15 protein-coding genes are annotated in these 20,089 nt (G+C 72.5%); 9 read left to right on the forward strand and 6 right to left on the reverse strand.

The window, feature by feature from the left end:
* Positions 1-151: 151 nt before the first annotated feature.
* From ddaH to corA, 3 genes are all read left to right on the forward strand, one after another.
* Complete coding sequence (gene ddaH, locus ABZX65_RS04685) at positions 152-943, forward strand: dimethylargininase (RefSeq protein ID WP_355334743.1); 792 nt, start codon at positions 152-154, stop codon at positions 941-943.
* A 147-nt stretch (positions 944-1,090) separates the two neighbouring features.
* Positions 1,091-2,668: an NAD(P)/FAD-dependent oxidoreductase gene (locus tag ABZX65_RS04690; protein WP_355334541.1), complete on the forward strand. Its 1,578-nt coding sequence runs from the start codon at positions 1,091-1,093 to the stop codon at positions 2,666-2,668.
* Positions 2,665-3,828 (forward strand): magnesium/cobalt transporter CorA, encoded by a 1,164-nt coding sequence (gene corA, locus ABZX65_RS04695; RefSeq protein WP_355334544.1) that lies wholly within the window; start codon positions 2,665-2,667, stop codon positions 3,826-3,828. The genes ABZX65_RS04690 and corA overlap by 4 nt, the downstream gene beginning before the upstream one ends.
* A gap of 4 nt (positions 3,829-3,832) precedes the next feature.
* Here corA and ABZX65_RS04700 read toward each other — a convergent pair whose 3' ends face one another.
* Positions 3,833-4,819, reverse strand: coding sequence for a small ribosomal subunit Rsm22 family protein (locus ABZX65_RS04700; RefSeq protein WP_355334745.1), 987 nt, complete (start codon positions 4,817-4,819; stop codon positions 3,833-3,835).
* 358 nt (positions 4,820-5,177) lie between these two features.
* Between ABZX65_RS04700 and ABZX65_RS04705 the strand changes: the two genes are divergently transcribed.
* On the forward strand, positions 5,178-6,611 hold the full coding sequence (locus ABZX65_RS04705) for a sugar transferase (RefSeq protein WP_355334547.1): 1,434 nt from the start codon (positions 5,178-5,180) through the stop codon (positions 6,609-6,611).
* On the opposite strand, the gene ABZX65_RS04710 is transcribed toward ABZX65_RS04705, so the two are convergent.
* Positions 6,608-7,570, reverse strand: a complete 963-nt coding sequence (locus tag ABZX65_RS04710) for a GDP-L-fucose synthase (RefSeq protein WP_355334550.1) — start codon at positions 7,568-7,570, stop codon at positions 6,608-6,610. The two genes, ABZX65_RS04705 and ABZX65_RS04710, sit on opposite strands and share 4 nt — an antisense overlap.
* A gap of 95 nt (positions 7,571-7,665) precedes the next feature.
* On the opposite strand from ABZX65_RS04710, the gene gmd reads away from it, so the two are divergent.
* From gmd to ABZX65_RS04730, 4 genes are all read left to right on the forward strand, one after another.
* Positions 7,666-8,679, forward strand: a complete 1,014-nt coding sequence (gene gmd / locus ABZX65_RS04715) for a GDP-mannose 4,6-dehydratase (protein ID WP_188285703.1) — start codon at positions 7,666-7,668, stop codon at positions 8,677-8,679.
* 179 nt (positions 8,680-8,858) lie between these two features.
* The gene (locus tag ABZX65_RS04720; RefSeq protein WP_355334554.1) at positions 8,859-11,021 is read left to right on the forward strand and encodes a LamG-like jellyroll fold domain-containing protein; all 2,163 of its coding nucleotides are present in this window, start codon (positions 8,859-8,861) and stop codon (positions 11,019-11,021) included.
* On the forward strand, positions 11,018-11,770 hold the full coding sequence (locus tag ABZX65_RS04725) for a hypothetical protein (RefSeq protein WP_355334557.1): 753 nt from the start codon (positions 11,018-11,020) through the stop codon (positions 11,768-11,770). The genes ABZX65_RS04720 and ABZX65_RS04725 overlap by 4 nt, the downstream gene beginning before the upstream one ends.
* A gap of 50 nt (positions 11,771-11,820) precedes the next feature.
* Entirely contained in the window at positions 11,821-12,645 is an 825-nt protein-coding gene (locus ABZX65_RS04730) for a glycosyltransferase family 2 protein (RefSeq protein ID WP_355334560.1), read from the forward strand.
* A 155-nt stretch (positions 12,646-12,800) separates the two neighbouring features.
* On the opposite strand, the gene ABZX65_RS04735 is transcribed toward ABZX65_RS04730, so the two are convergent.
* The gene (locus tag ABZX65_RS04735; RefSeq protein ID WP_355334563.1) at positions 12,801-13,946 is read right to left on the reverse strand and encodes a glycosyltransferase; all 1,146 of its coding nucleotides are present in this window, start codon (positions 13,944-13,946) and stop codon (positions 12,801-12,803) included.
* A gap of 152 nt (positions 13,947-14,098) precedes the next feature.
* Here ABZX65_RS04735 and ABZX65_RS04740 point away from each other — a divergent pair, with 152 nt between their 5' ends.
* Positions 14,099-15,613, forward strand: coding sequence for an O-antigen polymerase (locus ABZX65_RS04740; RefSeq protein ID WP_355334566.1), 1,515 nt, complete (start codon positions 14,099-14,101; stop codon positions 15,611-15,613).
* Here the strand turns inward: ABZX65_RS04740 and ABZX65_RS04745 are convergent.
* The 3 genes from ABZX65_RS04745 to ABZX65_RS04755 all read right to left on the reverse strand — a co-directional run bounded on the left by ABZX65_RS04745 (position 15,582) and on the right by ABZX65_RS04755 (position 20,070).
* Positions 15,582-16,832 carry a hypothetical protein gene (locus ABZX65_RS04745; protein ID WP_355334747.1) on the reverse strand — a complete coding sequence of 417 codons (1,251 nt, stop codon included), beginning with the start codon at positions 16,830-16,832 and terminating at the stop codon, positions 15,582-15,584. The genes ABZX65_RS04740 and ABZX65_RS04745 overlap by 32 nt on opposite strands.
* 209 nt (positions 16,833-17,041) lie before the next feature.
* Complete coding sequence (locus ABZX65_RS04750) at positions 17,042-18,757, reverse strand: lipopolysaccharide biosynthesis protein (RefSeq protein WP_355334569.1); 1,716 nt, start codon at positions 18,755-18,757, stop codon at positions 17,042-17,044.
* Positions 18,754-20,070 (reverse strand): glycosyltransferase, encoded by a 1,317-nt coding sequence (locus tag ABZX65_RS04755; RefSeq protein ID WP_355334572.1) that lies wholly within the window; start codon positions 20,068-20,070, stop codon positions 18,754-18,756. The genes ABZX65_RS04750 and ABZX65_RS04755 overlap by 4 nt, the downstream gene beginning before the upstream one ends.
* Positions 20,071-20,089: the final 19 nt, after the last annotated feature.

Below are 20,089 nucleotides of genomic sequence, written 5' to 3' on the forward strand. Positions count from 1 at the left end.
TTTGGGGTACTTGGTGGTGCGGGACCCCAGCGGGAGGCGCAGAATCAGGGCGTACGTACGAACTCCGGGGGGCCGACCGTCCGCCGGAGGCGGCCCTTCACCACCCCCCGAGGAGCCCTCTTTGCGCACTGCGACACCCCGCCGGTACCTGATGTGTCCACCGGCGCACTTCCGAGTGACGTACTCGATCAACCCGTGGATGGACCCGACGAAGCCGGTGGACCCGGCACTGGCCCTGTTCCAGTGGGAGGACCTGCGCGACAGGTACCGGGCGCTGGGCCACACCGTGGAGCTGCTGGACGCGGTGGAGGACCTGCCGGACATGGTGTTCGCGGCGAACGGCGCGACCGTCGTGGACGGGAAGGTGCTGGGCGCGAGGTTCGCGAACCCCGAGCGCGAGGCCGAGGCCCCGGCGCACCTGGCGTGGTTCAGGAGCAACGGCTTTCCCGATCCGCGCGAGCCGGTGCACATCAACGAGGCGGAGGGCGACTTCGCGGTCACGGCGACATGGATCCTGGCGGGCCAGGGCTTCCGGAGCAGCCCGCTGTCGCACTCGGAGGCGCAGGAGTTCTTCGGCCGTCCGGTGATCGGCCTGGAGCTGACCGACCCGCGCTACTACCACCTGGACACGGCGCTGGCCGTGCTCGACGACGCGCGGGACGAGATCATGTACTACCCCGGCGCCTTCTCCCCCGGCAGCCGCGCCGTGCTGGCCCGGCTCTTCCCCGACGCGCTGCTCGCGACGGCGCAGGACGCCGCCGCGCTCGGCCTCAACGCGGTCAGCGACGGCCGCAACGTCCTGCTGCCGCGTACCGCCACCGGCCTGCTCGGGCCGTTGCGCGACCGGGGCTTCGAGCCGGTCCCGGTGGACATGTCGGAGCTGCACAAGGCCGGCGGCAGCGTGAAGTGCTGCACGATGGAGCTGCGCCCGGCCGTCGGCTGACCGGCGCGTGGCCCGAGCCCGCGCACGCCACGCCGCGGGTCCTCCCGGCCGGGGGCCTCGGCGTGGTGGCGGCTCGGCAGCCGACCAGCTGAACCGCCCGGTCCCGACCGCCCCATGCCGTGCGCCGCCGCGTCATAGGGTGCGGGGATGGACGTTTCGAGCGGGGCACGGCATGACGTGGTGATCGTCGGCGGCGGCCACAACGGGCTGGTCGCCGCCGCCTATCTGGCCCGCGCGGGCCGCCGGGTGCTGCTGCTCGAACGGCTGCCCGCGACGGGCGGCGCGGCCGTGTCGACCCGGGCCTTCGCCGGGGTGGACGCACGGCTGTCGCGCTACTCCTACCTGGTGAGCCTGCTGCCCGCGCGGATCACCGACGAGCTGGGGCTGCGGTTCGCGGTGCGCCGCCGCCGGATCTCCTCGTACACCCCGCGCGGCACCGGCGGCCTGCTGGTGGACGCGGGCGACGCGGCCCGTACGCGGGAGCAGTTCGCCGCGCTGACCGGCGACGACCGGGACTTCGAGGCGTGGCAGCGGTTCTACGCGATGACCGGGCGGGTCGCGCAGGCGGTGTTCCCGACGCTGACCGAGCCGCTGCCCTCGCGGGCCGCGCTGGAGAGCGCGATCGGCGACTCCGCGGCCTGGGAGGCGCTGTTCGAGCGGCCGCTGGGCGAGACGGTGGAGGCGGCCTTCGCTGACGACCTGGTGCGGGGCGTGGTCCTCACCGACGCGCTGATCGGCACCTTCACGCACGCCCACGACCCGTCGCTGCGGCAGAACCGCTGTTTCCTCTACCACGTGATCGGCGGCGGGACCGGCGACTGGGACGTGCCGGTGGGCGGGATGGGCGCGTTCACCGACGCGCTGGCGGACGCGGCCCGCGCGGCGGGCGCCGAGATCGTCACCGGCGCCGAGGTCACGGGCATCGCGGCGGACGGCGTACGCGCGGAGGTGACGTACGAGCGCGACGGGCGGCAGGTGACGGTCGGGGCGCGTGACGTGCTGGTCAACGCGGCGCCGCACACGCTGGCCGGGCTGCTGGGCGAGGCGGCGCCGGGTCCGGCCCCCGAGGGCGCGCAGCTCAAGGTCAACATGCTGCTGCGCAGGCTGCCGCGGCTGCGCGACACCTCGGTGGACCCGCGCGAGGCGTTCGCCGGGACCTTCCACATCGCCGAGGGCTACGAGCAGTTGGCGACCGCGTACGAGCAGGCCGCCGCGGGGCGCCTGCCGGACGCGCCGCCGTCGGAGATCTACTGCCACAGCCTGACCGACCCGTCGATCCTCTCGCCGGAACTGGCCGGGCGGGGCGTCCACACGCTGACCCTGTTCGGACTGCACACGCCCGCGCGGCTGTTCGCGGCGGACCCGGCGGGGGCGAAGGACGCGCTGCTGGAGGCGACGCTGGCGCAACTCGACGCGGTGCTCGCCGAGCCGCTGGCGGACTGCCTGCTGCTGGACGGCGACGGCAGGCCGTGTCTGGAGGCGAAGTCGCCGCTGGACCTGGAGCGCGAGGTGGGCCTGCCCGGCGGCCACATCTTCCACCGCGACCTGTCGTGGCCGTACGCCGCGCCGGACGCGGACCAGGTGACGTACGCCACAGGCCGCTGGGGCGTCGGCACCCCGCATGAGAACGTCTTCCTCTGCGGCGCGGGCGCGGCCCGCGGCGGCGGGGTGAGCGGTGTTCCCGGGCACAACGCGGCCATGGCGGTACTGGAGAAGGCACGATGACCACCGAAGAACGCGGCATCACCCCTGGCCGGCGTCTGGACCCGCGGCTGATCGACCCCAGGCGGCTCGCCCGCCGCACGGGCGGCCGCAGGCAGTGGCGGCGCGGCGGCACCTGGCACACCCTCGGCGAGGACGGCACGGTGCCCGAGCAGCGCCGCCGCACCGCGGACGTGGTGGTCGACTGCGCGGTGTACGCGGACGGCTCGCGGGTGGCGTCGCTGCCGCCGCGCGAGGCGCTGGCGGAGGCCAGGAAGCACACCGGCGGCTTCGCCTGGATCGGGCTGCACGAGCCGGAGGCGGAGCATCTGACCGAGATCGCCGAGGTGTTCGGGCTGCATCCGCTGGCGGTCGAGGACGCGGTGACCGCGCACCAGCGGCCCAAGCTGGAGCGGTACGGCGACTCGCTGTTCATGGTGGTCAAGACGATCGTCTTCGTCGAGCACGAGAAGCTGACCGCGACCAGCGAGGTGGTCGACACCGGTGAGCTGATGATCTTCCTCGGCGCGGACTTCGTCGTGGTGGTGCGGCACGGCAGCGCGCCGGGGCTGACCCGCGTACGGCACGCCCTCGAAAGCAGCCCGGAGATGCTGGCGCACGGCCCCTCGGCGGTCCTGCACGCCATCGTCGACCAGGTCGTGGACGACTACCTGGACGTCGCCGACGAGGTCGAGCTGGATGTGGACGACCTGGAGGCCGACGTCTTCGCCGACTCGCACCGCGACGACGCCGAGCGGATCTACCAGCTCAAGCGGGAGCTCATCGAGTTCAAGCGGGCCGTGCACCCGATGGCCAGGCCCTTGCAGCGGCTGAGCGAGGAGCCGGACCGGCTCATCGGCGCCGAGGTCGCCCGCTATCTGCGCGACGTCGCCGACCACCTGACCCACGTCCGCGAGCGGCTGGTGGGCTACGGCGAGCTGGTCGACGGTCTGCTGGCGGCCAATCTCAGCCAACTCGCCGTGCAACAGAACGTCGATATGCGGCGGATCAGCGCGGGCGCCGCGATCCTCGCCGTCCCGACGATGATCGCGGGCTTCTACGGCATGAACTTCGACCACATGCCCGAGCTGCGCTGGTCCTTCGGCTACCCGCTGATGGTGGGCGTGATGGCGACGCTGTCCTTCCTGTGCTACCGCGCCTTCCACCGCTACGGCTGGCTGTAGGGCGCTAGCTCCAGGGGTCGCCCCAGGAGGCGTCGCGGGCCGCGCGGTAGGTGTCGCCGTGCCGTTTGCTGACGGTGTCGCGGACCAGGCCGCGGTCGGCGGTGCACAGGTCGAGCAGGACCAGGCCCTTGCGGATCTGCGGGTGGCGCACGACGCGGCCGGGGGCGGGGGCCGCGGGGAACCGCGCGGCGGCCACGTAGCTGAACTTCTCGTCCTCGTAGGGCAGTGAGCCGCCCTTGACCTGCCGGTGCAGCGAGCTGCGCTGGACGCGGGCGGCGAAGTGGCACCAGTCGTCGCCGGTGACCGGGCAGGCCGCGTCGTGCGGGCAGGGCGCGAGGACGGTGAGCCCGGCGGCGAGCAGCCGGTCGCGGGCGGCGATCGTGCGCGCGTACCCCTCGGGGGTGCCGGGCTCGACGACGAGCACCGCCCCGGTGGCGGCCACCGCGGCCGCGTCGATCAGCGCGGTGCGGTCGGCGGCGGTCAACTCCCCGATCACGTACGAGACGGTGACCAGGTCGGCGGCGGGCAGCGCGGGTCCGCCGCCGAGCGGCGACCGGGTCCAGCGCGCGGCGCGCAGGGCGGGCGACTCGGCGGTGCGCGCCAGTTCACCTCCCAGGTCGAGGGCGGACTGCGACCAGTCGAGGACGGTGGAGGTGTGCGCGCTCGCCGAGGGATCGCCCGGGAACGCGTCGGCCACCGCCCACGTCGCCGCGCCGGTCCCGCCGCCGAGGTCGAGATGGGTCGCGGGCGACCACTGCCCGGCCTGCAAACGGAATGCCTCGAGCGCGGCCCTGACGGCCGCGTACGTGGCGGGCATACGGTAGGCCGCGTAAGCCGCCACCGACGCCGCGTCCCGCAGAATGGGCGCTGACGTCGGCGACTTGCCACGATATGTTTCGATGAGGCGTTCCACCTCGGCGGAAGCCCTGGTGGGGGCCGTGGCGCTCAGTCGCGCCGACAGGGCTGTACGCAGGTCGTCGGGTAGGTGCACAGTGGACACAAGTCCCAAGGGTAAGGGTCGTGCACACCCGTAACGGCCTCCTTACACTCTGTGGCCATTCGATATCCATACTTGTGTTAACTCGGTCATAACAACGGCTCGAATCTGCGTAAACCGCAGCGGAAAGCCCTCGTGTTGGCCTAGCGTTCGCTCTTATCCAGGCGCACTACCCCTTGGGGAAGTGGTAGAGCGCCTCGTCGGTCGCGATGTGCCAGGGGGGTCCATGCGGCGTGTCGAAGCAAACCGGGTTCTACCGGTCATACCCATGAGTGCCGATACGAGACCCGTGCGCGCGAAAGCCGCGCACGCGTTCGGCAGGAGGGCATCGGGTTCCACCGGTGCCCTCGCTGTGCCCGGCCCTTACGGCGGGCACGGCAGGTTCAGTGACAAGGCGCGGTGGTATCTGCCGCTCGCGCTCACCGTCGACGTGCTCGGGATCGCGTTCCCGGTCGCGGCGATCTTCCATGCCACCGGCCAGCCGCACCCGCTGGTCTGCGCCGCCGTGGCGGCGCTCGCCTGGGTCGGTGTCCAGGCGGTCAGGCGGCGTTACGCGGCGGACGTCCTCGGCGAGCACCGCGGCGCCGGGGCGGTGCTCCGGGACTGGCTGATGCTGCTCGGGGTGCTCGCCGTGCTCAGGACCGCCTTCGATCAGGTGGCGGAACCGTCGTACGCGCTGGCCGGGCTGACCGCCGGTCCCGTGCTGACGACGGCTTGCCGGATGCTCACCCACCACCATCTGATCGCCGCCCGGCGCGAGGCCCACGCCGTGCGCAGGGTGCTGGTCATCGGCGAGCCGAGCTCCGCCGACCATGTGGTGGGCCACCTCGCGGCCCGTACCGAACACGCGTATGTGGTGGTCGGGGTGGTCCCGGTGGGCAACGCCAAGCTGGAGTGCGGGGCCCCGGTCACCGCACGGCTCGGCGCGGTCGCGCCGTCCGGTCTCGCCGAGGACGCGGGCATCGTGCTCGGCGCCGCCCGCGACCACGGGGCGGAGCTGGTCCTGGTGGCGCCGGGACCGCGGCTGTCCGCGGAACGGCTGCGCAGGCTGTCCTGGTCCCTGCACGACGCGGGCCTGCCGCTCGCGGTGCTGCCGGGGCTGATCGATGTGGCCGTGCGCCGGGTGCAGTTGGACGCGCCCGCGGGCCTGGCCATGCTTCACATCGCCCCGCCGTCCAGGCGCGGCGTCCAGCCGGTGCTCAAGTCGGCCCTCGACCGGGTCGGCGCGGGGCTCGGACTCCTGCTGCTCTCCCCGGTCTTCGGCCTGGTGGCGGCGGCGGTCCGGCTGACCTCGCAGGGCCCGGCCTTCCACCGGCAGATCCGGTACGGGCAGGGCTGTGTGCCGTTCACCATGTGGAAATTCCGCACGATGGTGGTCGACGCGGAGCAGCGCAAGCCCGATCTGCACGGGTCGAACGAGAACGACGGCCTGATGTTCAAGATGCGCCGTGACCCCCGGGTCACCCGCGTCGGGCGGCTGCTGCGGCGGCTGTCGCTGGACGAGCTGCCGCAGCTCGTGAACGTGCTGCGCGGCGAGATGTCGATGGTCGGCCCGCGTCCGCCGCTGCCCGACGAGGTGGCGCGGTACAACGAGGTGGAGGTCAGGCGCCTCGCGGTCAAGCCGGGCATCACGGGTCTGTGGCAGGTCAGCGGCAGGTCGGAGCTGTCCTGGGACGAGACCCTCGCGATCGATCTGCGGTACGTCGACAACTGGTCGCTCTCGGGCGACGCGGATGTGATGGCCCGCACCCTGCGGGCCGTGGTCGACGGACGCGGGGCGTACTAGTGAGTCACTGTTCCGGCCACAGACCCGGCGGTCGCCCGCCAGTCCGCGTACACCGCGGCGATCCCGTCCCGCAGCGCGATCTCCGGCCGCCAGCCGAGCGCCTGAAGACGGGACACGTCGAGCAGCTTGCGTGGCGTGCCGTCGGGTTTTGTGGTGTCCCAGCCGATCGTGCCGCGGTAGCCGACGACGTCCCTGACGGTCTCGGCCAGTTCGCGGATGGTCAGGTCCTCGCCGCAGCCGACGTTGACCGGCTCGGCGCCGTCGTAGACCCGCAGCAGCAGCGCGCAGGCCGCCGCGAGGTCGTCCACGTGCAGGAATTCGCGCCGCGGTGTGCCGCTGCCCCACAGGGTCAGTTCGGCCGCGCCGTCCCGCTCGGCCTCGTGGAAGCGGCGGATGAGGGCGGGCAGCACGTGCGAGGTGGCGAGGTCGAAGTTGTCGCCGGGGCCGTAGAGGTTGGTGGGCATCGCGGAGATGTACGAGGCGCCGTACTGCTTGCGGTAGGACTGCACCTGGACGATGCCGGCGATCTTGGCGAGCGCGTACGCCTCGTTGGTCGGCTCCAGGGGGCCGGTGAGCAGCGCGTCCTCGTGGATCGGCTGCGGGGCCAGCTTGGGGTAGATGCACGAGGAGCCGAGGAAGAGCAGGCGGGCGACGCCCGCCTCGTGGGCCCCGGCGACGACGCTGAGCTGGATCCGGAGGTTGTCCTCAAGGAACTGCACGGGGTAGGTCGAGTTGGCCATGATCCCCCCGACCTTGGCCGCCGCGAGCACCACCGCGTCGGGCCGGATGTCGCGCAGATACGCGGCGGTCGCCGCCGCGTCCCGCAGGTCCAGTTCCGCGCGGCCCCGGGTGAGCACCTGGTGGCCGTCGGCGGTGAGGCGGCGGGCCACGGCGGAGCCGACGAGGCCGCGGTGGCCCGCGACGAAGATCCGGGCCGCGTCCGGCAGTAGGTCTGTCATGGAACGGCATTCTGCCAGCACACTTCACCCGATCGGGTGCCAACCCATCTTTACGTACGAAATACAGCACAACCCGACCAGTTGGGGGGACTCACATGGGCAAGACCGCGCTCATCACCGGCGTCACCGGCCAGGACGGCTCGTATCTCGCGGAGCTGCTGCTGTCCAAGGGCTACACCGTGCACGGACTCGTGCGCCGCTCGTCGACGTTCAACACCGAACGGATCGACCACATCTACCAGGACCCCCAGGAGAAGAACCGCTCCTTCGTGCTGCATCACGCGGATCTCACCGACGGCATCGCGCTGGTGAGCCTGCTGCGTGACCTGCGGCCGGACGAGATCTACAACCTGGGCGCGCAGTCCCATGTGCGGGTCTCCTTCGACGCGCCGCTGTACACCGGGGACGTCACCGGCCTGTCCGCGCTGCGGCTGCTGGAGGCACTGCGGGCGAGCGGCATCGAGGCGCGGATCTACCAGGCGTCGTCCTCGGAGATGTTCGGCGCCGCCCCGCCGCCGCAGAACGAGCGCACCCCGTTCCACCCGCGCAGCCCGTACGGCTGCGCGAAGGTCTTCGCCTACTGGGCGACGGTGAACTATCGCGAGGCGTACGGGATGTACGCCGTCAACGGCATCCTGTTCAACCACGAGTCCCCGCGGCGCGGTGAGACCTTCGTCACGCGCAAGATCACCCGCGCCATCGCGCGGATCCAGGCCGGCCTCCAGGACCGGCTCTACCTGGGCAATCTGGACGCGGTGCGCGACTGGGGCTACGCGCCGGAGTACGTGGACGCGATGTGGCGGATGCTCCAGCGCGACGAGCCGGAGGACTACGTGGTGGCGACCGGCGAGGCCGCGACCGTACGGCAGTTCCTCGAGGTGGCCTTCGAGCACGCGGGTCTGGACTGGGCCGAGCATGTCCGGTACGACCCGAAATACGAGCGGCCCAGCGAGGTCGACGCGCTCATCGGCGACGCGAGCAAGGCACGGGACCTGCTGGACTGGAAGGCGCAGGTCAGGGTGGCGGAGCTGGCCCGGATCATGGTCGACGCGGACATCCGACAGGTGGCGGACCAGTTGTCGGGGGCCACGATTCGCATCGACAGATGATGTGATGTCACTTTATTCGTCAAAAAGGCAGACCGGGCTAAGCGGAACCCCCTACTCTGCCGTGCATCACGACGGCCGTATCGGCCGTTGCAACACATCAGGGGCCTGGGGGGCAACTCATGCGTAAATTGCCGGTGTTCTCGGCTGCCATATTGCTGGCAGCCGCGACGCTGGGAGTGATGTCGTCGCCATCGGCGACCGCGCTCCAACCACCGGTCGGCATCACCGCCGACAATCTCAGCACGTACCAGACCAACGGGATCGTGTGGGCCATGGCCCAGGCGAACGGCGTGGTCTACACAGGGGGCACCTTCTCCGCGATCCGGCCCGCCGGGTCCGCGGCCGGGACCAACGAGACGTCCGTCGCGAACTTCGCGGCCTTCGACGCCGCGACCGGCGCGCCCACCGGCTGCCAGCTCAACTTCACGGTGGGCTCCAACAACGCCACCGTGCGCGCGCTGGCCGTCTCGCCCGACGGCCAGACGCTCTACGCGGGCGGCTTCTTCGGCGCGGTCAACGGCGTCGGGGTGAGCAGCCTGGCCGCGATCAACCTGGCCACCTGCGCGGTCAGCACGACCTTCCACCCGGCGGCCTCGGGCACGGTGCGCACCATCGCCGCGACCTCGGACGCCGTGTACTTCGGCGGCGACTTCACGTCGGTCGGCGGCCAGTCCCGTGGCAAGTTCGCCGCGGTGAACACCGCGGGCGCCCTGCTGCCGTGGTCGCCCAACGCCGACCTGCCGGGCCGGGCGCTGGCGATCACCCCGGACGGCCAGAACGCCATCATCGGCGGTGACTTCAACTACGTCGGCGGCACCTACTCGCACTCGCTCGCCGTGGTCGACACCACGACCGGCGCGCTGACGAAGGCGTACCCGCCCGGGTTCCTCGACGCGACCTCGGTGACGAAGTCGATCATCGTGGACCCGGCGAGCAACGCCTTCTACACCGCCAACGAGGGCACCGGCGGCGGCGTGTTCGACGGCCGGGTGGCGCTCAGCCTCACCGACTTCAACCAGATCTGGCGGGACACCTGCCTGGGCGCCACGCAGAGCCTGGTGGTCCACGGCACCGTGCTCTACAGCGGCTCGCACGCCCACGACTGCTCCAGCATGGGCGAATTCCCCAACTCGACGCGCAAGCACCTGGTCGCCGAGTCGGTCACCGACCCGCACCTGCTGTCGTGGTACCCCGACACCAACGACGGGATCGGCGAGAAGATCGGCCCGCGCGTGATGGCGATCTCGTCGTCCGGCGGCCACGACTACATGTGGGTCGGCGGCGAGTTCACCACCGTCAACGGCGGCGCGCAGCAGGGCCTGACCCGCTTCGCCGACGGCCCCGACACCGGCGCCCCGACGCTGCCGCAGACCGCGGTGAGCAGCATCGACCCCAGTGCGGTGAAGGTGACCTGGCAGTCGAGCACCGACAACGACGACGGCACGCTGATCTACAACGTGTACCGCAACGGCGCGGCCACCCCCGTCTACACGGTCAGCGGCGACTCCAAGCCCTGGATCCGCCCGCAGATCACGTTCACCGACACCAATGTCACGCCCGGCGTGAAGTACACCTACCGGGTGTCGGCCAGTGACGGCGTCAACACCAGCGCCCAGTCGCCGAACGCGGCGGCCACCGTCCCGGCCACGGCCGAGCCGTACGCCACGCAGGTCCTCGCCGACGGCGCGAATCTGTACTGGCGCTACGACGCCGCCGCCGGTTCGTACAACGCGGACGCCTCCGCGGCCGACGACAGCGGGATCAGCGTCGGCGGCCCGGTGCACGCCGTCTCGCCGGGCGCGGTGCCCGGCTCGAAGGCGTACACCTTCAACGGCTCCACCCAGTGGACGTACAGCGACCGCTCGCACCCCACACCGTCCGCGTACAGCGTCGAGACGTGGTTCAAGACCACCACGACCTCCGGCGGCAAGCTGATCGGCTTCGGGAACCTGGCGACCGAGACCAGCGGCAACTACGACAAGCACGTCTACATGACCGACAGCGGTCAGCTCATCTTCGGCGCCTACACCGGCAGCACTCGCATCGTCTCCACGCCCACCGGCGGCTACAACGACGGCAACTGGCACCAGGTCGTCGCCACGCAGGGGGCGAACGGGATGCGGCTGTACGTGGACGGCGTCCTCAAGGGCAGTGACGCCACCGTCACCACCAGCCAGAACTACGACGGTTTCTGGCGGGTCGGCGGCGACAACCTGAACGGCTGGCCTTCCCAGCCGAAGAGCCAGTTCTTCGCGGGCTCGATCGACGAGGCGGCCGTCTTCCCGACGGTCCTCAGCCCGGCCCAGATCGCGAACCAGTACGCGCTCGGGACCGCCGGGTGACCCGGAAACACCGCTCCGCCACTGCCGCCGCCGTCCTCGTGACGGCGGCGGCGGTGCTGCTCGGCGCCTGCGGCGCCGGGGGTGGCGGAGGCGGTCACGACACGGCGAGGACCGACGCGAAGGCGTCGCCCGGCGTCTCCGCGACGGCCACGGGCGGCACTTCGGGACCGTCCGCGACCACGAGCCCCGACGCCGGTGCCGGTTCGGACGACAGCACCGAGGCGCCGGGGTCCGCGGCCGACGCCCCGAAGGTGCCGGACGCGCAGCTCACCCCGCCCGGCGGCGGGACCTTCAGCAAGCCCCAGAAGTCGTATCTGTCGGGGCGGGTGCCCAAGGGCACCGACCCGGTGGCCGTCCTCGAGGGCGGCCAGGAGATCTGCGACCGGCTGACCCGTACCGCGAAGATCGACAAGGACGCGGCGGCCGGGGCGATCGTCACCGGCGACATCAGCGGGTCCGGCGCGGCGGCGGCCGTCCGCAGCCTCTGCCCCGACCAGCAGCCGGTGATCGACGCCGCCGCGCGGGGCTTCGCCGACGGGACGTTCACGGTGGCGGCGAAGGCCGTCCCCGGCACGTCGGTCGCGCCCGGCACCTACCGCGCACCGCACCCGTCGACGCACTGCACCTGGCGGGTGACCAGCTCGAACGGCACCCTGTCGGCCGGCAGCGGCGCCCGGATGACAGTCCCCGCCGCCGCGCGCGGCGTCACCTCCAGCGGCTGCTACGCGTGGCTCGCGGGCACGGGGTGAGCGATGCGCCGTGAGCCGCAGGACGAGACCGAGATGAACGGAGGGACCGCATGAGCAAGCTCCCGATCGTGGTGGCGATACCGACCAAGAACGAGGCGGAGAACATCGCCCGTACGGTGTCGTCGGTCATCGACCACGTCGAGGCCGTGGTGGTGGTCGACTCGGCCAGCACCGACGACACCTGCAAGATCGCCGAGGGCCTCGGCGCGGAGATCGTCGAGTACGCGTGGGACGGCAAGTACCCCAAAAAGAAGCAGTGGTGTCTGGACCATGTGCGCACCGAGATCCCCTGGCTGCTCTTCCTCGACGGCGACGAGACGCCGAGCCCCGAGCTGCTGGCCGAGCTGAAGGCCGCCTTCGCGGCCGGGCCGCCGTCGGTGGCCGCCTTCGACATCCCGCTGGGCTACTGGTTCGCGGGGCGGCGGCTGCGGCACGGCTACACCATCGTCAAGCGCGCGCTGCTGGACCGCACGCGCTGCCACTTTCCCGAGGTCGGCGACCTCGAAGCGCCCGGCATGGGCGAGCAGGAGGGCCACTATCAGCCGGTCGCGCCGTCGGCCGCCCGGCTGCGCTCACCGATCGAGCACGAGGATCTCGACCCGGTGCGCACCTGGTTCGAGCGGCACAACCGCTACTCCGACTGGGAGGCGTGGCTGGAGCTGAACCCCCGGGTGAAGGAGGAGATCCGGCAGGTCAAGACCCGCCAGGGCCAGCTCTTCCACAAGGCGCCGTTCAAGCCGCTGGTGTCCTTCACCTACGCCTACGTCTACAAGCGCGGCTTCCTCGACGGCCGGGCGGGCTTCGACTACGCGCTCGCCATGAGCTTCTACCGCTGGCAGATCGGCCTCAAGACGCGGGAGGGGCGCAAGCCCTGACCCGCGGTCGGCCGTGACCCGCGGTCGGCCGTGACCCGCGGTCGGCCGTGACCCGCGGTCGCTGATCGCGCCGCCCGAGGCCGGCCCCGGTCCTCCCGGGGCCGGCCCGCGGACCGCGCTCCGGGACCCGGGGTCCGGAAGCGCACGCGGGGGCGTCACCCGGCGCGGGTGACGCCCCCGTACACCTCCATGAGCGTGTCGACGACGGCGCCGATGGAGAAGCGGTCGCGGATGAGCCGCCAGGCGGCGTCCGACGCCTCCTCGTTGGCGGCCGGGTCGAGCAGTTCCAGGATCGCCTGGCCGACCAGCGGGCCGTTGTCCGCGTCGGGGTCGCTGTCGGTGATCCGCCCCGCGCCCGCCGCCTCGACGTCGGGCGACAGGCCGCCGGTCCGGGTCACCACCACGGGCAGGCCGACCGACATCGCCTCCAGGATCGAGACGGCGAACGGCTCGACCACCGACGGCAGCACGTACACATCGGACTTCCTGAGCTGCTCCAGCACCTGCTCGTGGCCGAGCGCGCCGACGCACTCCAGCGAGTCCGCCACGCCCAGCTTCGCCGCCAGCTCCCGCATGGGGCCGGTCAGATCGCCGGTGTCGGGGCCCGCCAGCACGAAGCGCGCGTCCGGGTACTTGGCCAGCACCACGGGCATCGCCGACACGAAGTCCTCGGGGCGCTTGCGCTTCTGCACCCGCGCCAGATAGAGCACGGTCGGCGGGCGGTCGGCCCGCGCGGGCCTGCGGTCCTGCAACGTCACGCCGTTGACCAGCCGGTGGAAGGTGGTCAGCGGAGTGTCGGGCACCACCGCCTGCACACCGTCGCGCTCCATCCGCGTCAGGTGCAAGATCGCGTCCGCCTTGCGCAGCACCCGCTTCATGCCCAGGACGTCGACGGCCTTCGCGAAGAGCTTCTCCGTCGGGTCGATCATGCCGTGCGTCTGGATCACCAGCGGCACCCCGGCCTCCAGCGCGACCAGCGCGAACGGCAGCGTGATCAGGTCCCGCATCAGGTGCACATGGACCACGTCCGCCGACTTCACCATCCGGCGCGCCTTCGCCAGCAGCCCCGGCGACGTGATGCCGCTCACCTCGAACGGCAGCACGTGGCGCGCCTGGTGCACGAACGACGGCACGCCCTCCAGCTCCGTCGGCAGCGGGCCCGTGAAGCCGTCGCCCAGCGTCGCGATCCGGGCGTCGACACCCCGGGCCCGCAGGCCCTTGGACAGATTCAGCGCCACCCGTGTCGGGCCGCCGAAGTCGTTCGTCGGCGTATGCAGCGTGACGACATGCAGCACCTTCATATGACTCCCCACCCCTGATTTTCGGCGCCCCCGCGCCTCGGGTTCACAATATCGACACCGAACCCTCATCGGGGCACTTCCGGCCCCGGACGCCCTGATCCTCCCGGCCGGAGGCCATAGACTCGGCGCGGGGAGCATGAAGGGGGTGGGCCATGGCCCTGGACGTGGCACAGGACCAGGCCGGTGCGGGCGGGCCGCTGGAGCGGCCCGGCCCGGACGAGGCGCAGGCCACGACGTCGGTGCCGCGTGCGGCGCTGTCGCGGGCGCTGGCGGTGCCGCTGGTCATCGCGTTGGTGGGGTTCCTGCCCGCGTACGTGGCGGCCCAGCCCGGCACGGGCGTGCGGGACACCGCGTACTGGCTCCAGTTGACGCTGACGGTGTACGGCGGCGGCCGGTTGGCGGCGATGGTGCTGACCCGGCGACGGCGGCTGATCCAGGGCGCGTTCTGGCTGTTCGTGTACGTGGCGATGGGCGTGGCCCCGCTGGCGCAGGCGGTCATCGGGCAGGTCCCGACGCCGGTGGTGGGCCCGCGCTCCGACACGACGACGGCGATCACGCTCGTCCTGATCGGCTGCGTGGCCTTCGACGTCGGCGCGCTGCTGGCCCGGCACCGCCCGGCGGCCCGTATCCGCAAGGCCCGCCCGCAGGCGTCCGTGTCGCGGCGCCGCCTGTGGCTGCTGATCGTGGTCGCGTACCTCGGCAGCGCGCTGTGCATCATGAAGCTCGGCGGCCCGACCGTGTTCTTCTCCAGCCGTCAGGGCATCAGCGAATCGGTGCAGGCCAGCGGTCTCGCGGGCAGCGGCGGCGACAGCCATGTCGGCTCGGCCTTCATCCGCGGCTTCGGCACCGTACCGGCGCTGCTGGCCATGCTCTTCCTGATCCGCTGGATGATCACGTCCCGGATCGCCCGCCGCAGGCCGCTGGCCATCGCCGCGCTCACCGGCCTGGTGCTGATCAACGTGATCGTGAACAACCCGATCTCCAACCCGCGGTACTGGTTCCTGACCGTCGTGTTCTCGCTGCTGTTCACGGCCTTCCCCAAGAGCCCGGTGATGTACCGCACGGCCCTGGTGACGGGCGTGGTGGCGGCGCTGCTGCTCTTCCCGTTCCTCGACCGCTTCCGGTACGACTCGGGCGGCTACCACCCGGTGGAGACGACGTCGGCGCTGGAGCCGCTGACGCTCAAGGACTACGACCAGATCGGGATGTTCGCGAACACCATCACCTTCGTGCAGTCCGGCGAGGGCCACTCCCACGGGCGGCAGCTCGCGGCGGACGTCTTCTTCTTCGTGCCGCGTTCGATCTGGCACGGCAAGCCGCTGGACTCCGGTGTGCAGGTCGGCCAGTGGATGGGCATGACCAACACCAACCTGTCGTCGCCGCTGTGGGCGGAGCTGTGGCTGGACTTCGGCCCGGTCGGCATGACCGGCGGCTTCCTGCTGCTGGGCTACTTCTGCGCCCGCGGCGACCGCAGATACGCCCAGCGCACGCTGGAGGACGGCCGCCCCGGCACGGTGATGGCCGTGGTGATCCCGCTGGTGTGCGGCTACTCCTTCATCCTGCTGCGCGGCCCGCTGCTCCAGGCGTCGGGCCGGATCGGCATCGCGGCGGTGTGCCTGCTGCTGGTGACGACCTTCAGCGCGGACCGGCGGAAGATCCTGCGGTGACGCCCTCGGCGGAGGCGTCCGGCGCCTGAGGGTCGGTGGCGGCGGCGGGCGCGCGCTTGACGGCGACGATCCGCAGCCACAGCGCCACCGCCTTGAGCGCGGAGCCCAGGGCCAGGCCCCAGGCGGCGCCCATCACGCCGTCCCACTGGTAGCCGGCGAGCATGAAGACCACGGACGCGAGCGAGAAGACCACCTGGATCGGCAGCGTGGCGCGGGGCCGCAGCACGCGCAGCGTCAGCAGGGCGCTGGTGCCCAGCGCGATGCACGCGTACTGGCTGCCGGAGGCGGCCAGCAGCGCGGACGACGACGCCCAGGTGTCACCGAGCAGTTGGCGGCCCACATGGGCGGGCAGCAGCATCAGCACGACCGTCCAGGACACCGCGATCCAGGCGAGGACGGTGGCGAGGACGGCGGTCGCGCGCACCTTGTCGTCGGAGCCGCGGACCCGGTTGAGCAGCGGCGGCCCGAAGGCGGTCGCGGAGTTGAAGAGCACGTTCATCGGGCCGAAGAGCGTGGTGGCGCCGCGCAGGGCGCCGACGGCCAGCGGCGCGGCGAACAGGCCGAGGCCGACGACCGCGAGCTGACTGGTGGCGTTGCCGACGCCGAACTCGATGACGAAGCGCTGCCCGAGGTGCCCGCGGCGGACGAATTTGCGCAGGTCCACGGGCGCGCCCTTGACCTTCGGCCACAGCAGGGCGGCGCCCACGAGCAGCGCGGGCACGGCGGACACGCCCCAGACGGCGACGAGCCGGACCGCGCCCGCGCCGTGCGGCTGCATGGCCAGCGCCGGTACGGCGACGGCCAGTCGTACGGTGTCGGCGGCGAGCGCGTAGTGCGGCAGCCGCAGGGCGGAGAAGCAGTACCGCATGCCGTCCTGGGTGAGCACGATCGGCAGCACCAGGCCGAGGACCGCGAGGCCGCGCGCGGTGCCGCCGGGCACGAAGGCGAGCCCCGCGGCCATCGAGAAGCCGATCACGGTGGACGCCACGGCGGTGAAGGTGGCCGCGCTGCGGCAGGCCGCCCGCACCTGCGCGGCGCCGCGCTCCAGCACCAGCGCCTGTCCCACGTAGGAGACGCCGACGCCCAGCAGCACCGTGAACACCATGTAGACCATGGAGAACACGGAGAATCCGGCGGCGCTGGACAGCCGGGCGGCCACGACGAGCACGATGATGTTGGTGAAGGCGGCGACGCCCTGGTCGGCCACCGAGCTGATGATGGCGGCCTTGGTGCCGGGCCCGCCCTTGGACGTGCCGGACCCGGCCGGGTCGCCGGACTCGTCCTCGCCGTCCGCCGACGCGTCGGTCGGGGCGGACGGCGCTGAGCCGCCCGGGGGATCGGGCGGGCCGCCGTACGCGAACTCGGCCCCGGGGCCCACGGCCGCCGTCGTGACCGGGTGGGTGACGGGGCGCCGCGGGTCGGGGCCCGTCAAGGGACCGGGTGTCGTTCCGGAGCGGCCGGGCTGTGGGCCTGGGCGGACGGCTCCCCGTCGTGGTGCCGGGGCTGCTGCGGTATCCCGCCGCCACCGCCGGAACCGCCGCTCCCGGTGCGGCCGGTGGCGGCCCTGCGGCGGCCGAGGCGGAAGCGGCGCCCGCCGCCGGTCTCCGCGGCCGAGTGCAGGACCACGCCGAGCACGGCGCCGCCCGCCGCGTTGACCAGCTCGCGGACGCGGACGAGGTCGGCGCGGTGCACCTCGCGCGGGTCGCAGACCACGACCACGCCGTCGACCCGGTCGGCGAGCGCCAGCGCGTCGGCGTAGGCGAGGACCGCGGGGGCCAGTACGACCACGGCGGCGCCGGGGGTGTCGGCCTCGGAGAAGAGCCTGGTGGCCGGGGCCGAGGTGAGCGCGCGGGCCACATTGCGCACCCGGCGGCCGGGCACGAGGTCGAAGGAGCCGGACTCGCCCGCGTCGATGGAGACTTGCAGCCCGGCGGGCCAGCCGCCCTCGCCGAGGCCCGGCGAGCGGGCCCAGCCGGGGCGCGCGCCGCCGTCGGCGGTGCGCAGCCGGGCCGACAGCGACGGGGTGCGCAGGTCGGCCTCGACCAGCAGCACCTCCATGCCCATCTCGGCGAAGGACGCGGACAGGTTGACCGCGACGCCCGCCGCGGTGTCGCTGCTGCCGCGCGGCGCGACGACCAGCAGCCGCCGCCGGTCGGCGAAGCGCTTGTCGTGGGCGAGCCGGAAGCCGACCGCGCGGTACTCCTCGGCGAGCCGTCCGCCGCTCTGCCCCTCGGCGAGCAGCGACGCGGGGCCGCTGCCGCGCCGGCGGCGGCCGCGCGGCAGCGTGCCGAGCACCGGGGCGCCGAGCGTGCGCGTGACCTCGCCCTCGGAGCGGACGGTCGGGTCGAAGACCAGCCTGACCCAGGCGCCCAGCAGGCCGAGCGCGATACCGACGCCGCCGCCGAGGCCGAGCATCATCGGCAGTCCGGGACCCGCGGGGGCCTTGGGCGCCACACCGGGCCTGATGATCGAGCCGGGCGTGGTGTCCAGGGCGCGCAGGCCGCTGATGTTGCCGTTGAGTTCGAGGATGCGCGAGAGCAGGTTGGTCTGCTGGGTGGTCAGGGCGCTGATCACCTGGGCGTTGACGGTGTTGTCGATCTGCTTGAGCAGGTCGTCGCGCTGCTTGTTGAGCGGGTCGAGCTGGGCCTTGTAGCCGTTGACCATCGTGTTGATGGTGGATTTGGTCTGCGCCTGCCGGTTCTCCAGATACGCCTTGGTGAAGGCGTTGACCCACAGCGCGGACTTGGCCGCGTTCCCGGTGCTGCACGTGAAGCGCAGGACGAGGGTGTTGGGCGGGTTGGTGACTTGGAGGCAGTGCTCCATGGCGTCGGCCGGCGCCTTGACGATCTTCGCCGCCGCGTCGGAGACGGTGCTGCTGACCGCGGTCTGCCGCTCGGAGCCGATGTCGATGCCCTTGTCGGCGGAGGCGCCGGTGGCGAACGGGTCGACGGTGGCGGCCCTGATCCGTACCTCGCTGGTGGCCGCGTAGGAGTCGGCACCGGTCAGCGCGAGCCAGGCGCCGCCGAGGAGGCCGACCAGCACACCGGCCACGATCAGCGCCCGGTAGCGGATGAGCTGGCGGAACTGGTCGCGGAGCAGATCCGGTTCGTCCTGCGCCTCGGTGGCGCGCGTCGTGTCGCTCACTTGCCCACTGCCCCCTCGATCTCCCCGGTTCCCCCGGCCGTCCCGGGCTCCCGGGCCTCCCCGTCCTCAGGAGGCGTCTCGCGGGGCGCCCCCAGCGCCTCCGCGAGCAGTGCGTCGATCCGCGCGAGACCCGCCTCGCGGCTGAGATGCGCGTCCACGTACTCGGGCCCGCGCGCCCCCAGCGCGTCGGCCCTACCAGGATCATCGGCCAGAGCGCGTACTACGTCCAGCAGTGCACGCGGATCCTCCGGCGGGACGACGATTCCCGCCTCCGAGCGTTCCACTTCCTGGGCGGTGCCGCCCTCGGCCGCGACGGAGGCGACGACCGGCCGCCCGGCGGCGAAGTAGGAGGTGAGCTTGGAGGGGATGCTCATGTCGAGCACGGAGGCGCGCTGGGTGACCGCGAGCGCGTCGGCGGCGGCCAGCATGTCGGGGAAGTCGTCGTCATCGGCGGGGGGCGCGAATTCCAGGTTGGGCAGGCCGCCAGCCAGCGAGCGCAGGTGCTCGCGCTGGTTGCCGTCGCCCATCAGCACCACGCGCAGCGCCGGGTCGAGGCGCGCGGCCTCGACGAGCACTTCGAGGCCCTGTTTGAGGCCCATGTTCCCGGAGTGCAGCAGCACCGTCTGGCCCGGACGCCAGCCCAGCCTGGCGCGCATCTCCTCGCGCGGCCTGCTCGGGCGCTTGACGTGCGACCAGTTGGGCACCAGCCGTATTCGCTCCTCGGGCACGCCCATCGCGGCGACCTTGGCGACGAAGCTCTCGTGGATGACGCCGACCAGCGTGGCGCGCTTGAGCGCGTACGCCTCGACCGCGCCGGCCGCGGAGGCCGCCCTGCTGCCGCCGCGTATGCCGCTCTGCGCCGCCGCCGCGCCCATCAGGTCCTGCACGACGGGGATGTACGGGACGCCGTGCCGCCGGGCGATCCGGGCGCCGACCAGGCCCCCGCCGAGGCTGGGCATCTGGGCGATCACCGCGTCGGGGCGGTTCATCGCGGGCGGCGCGAGCAGGCCGTGGCCGAGCACGGTGGCCTCGAACAGGGCGCGGGTGACGGCGCTCTGGCGCGGCGGCACGAGGTGCTTGCGGCGGTGCACGCTGACCCCGGCGCGCCGCTCCTCGGTGCGCCACACCCGGGCGTACTCCGGGTCGAGCCGCCAGGCCGGGTAGTGCGGCATACCGGCCAGGACGTGCACCTCGTCGCCGTTCGCCGCCCAGTGCTCGGCGATCTGTGTCGCGTACGGACCGATCCCGGCGTGCTCAGGCGCGTAATTCGTGGAGACCAGCAGCAGACGGCGGCGCGCGCCGGACTCAGCCACGGAGTGTTCCCTTCCCCCG

The organism is Streptomyces sp. NPDC003300 (assembly GCF_040610915.1).
In the GTDB taxonomy this organism is placed as follows: Bacteria; Actinomycetota; Actinomycetes; order Streptomycetales; family Streptomycetaceae; genus Actinacidiphila.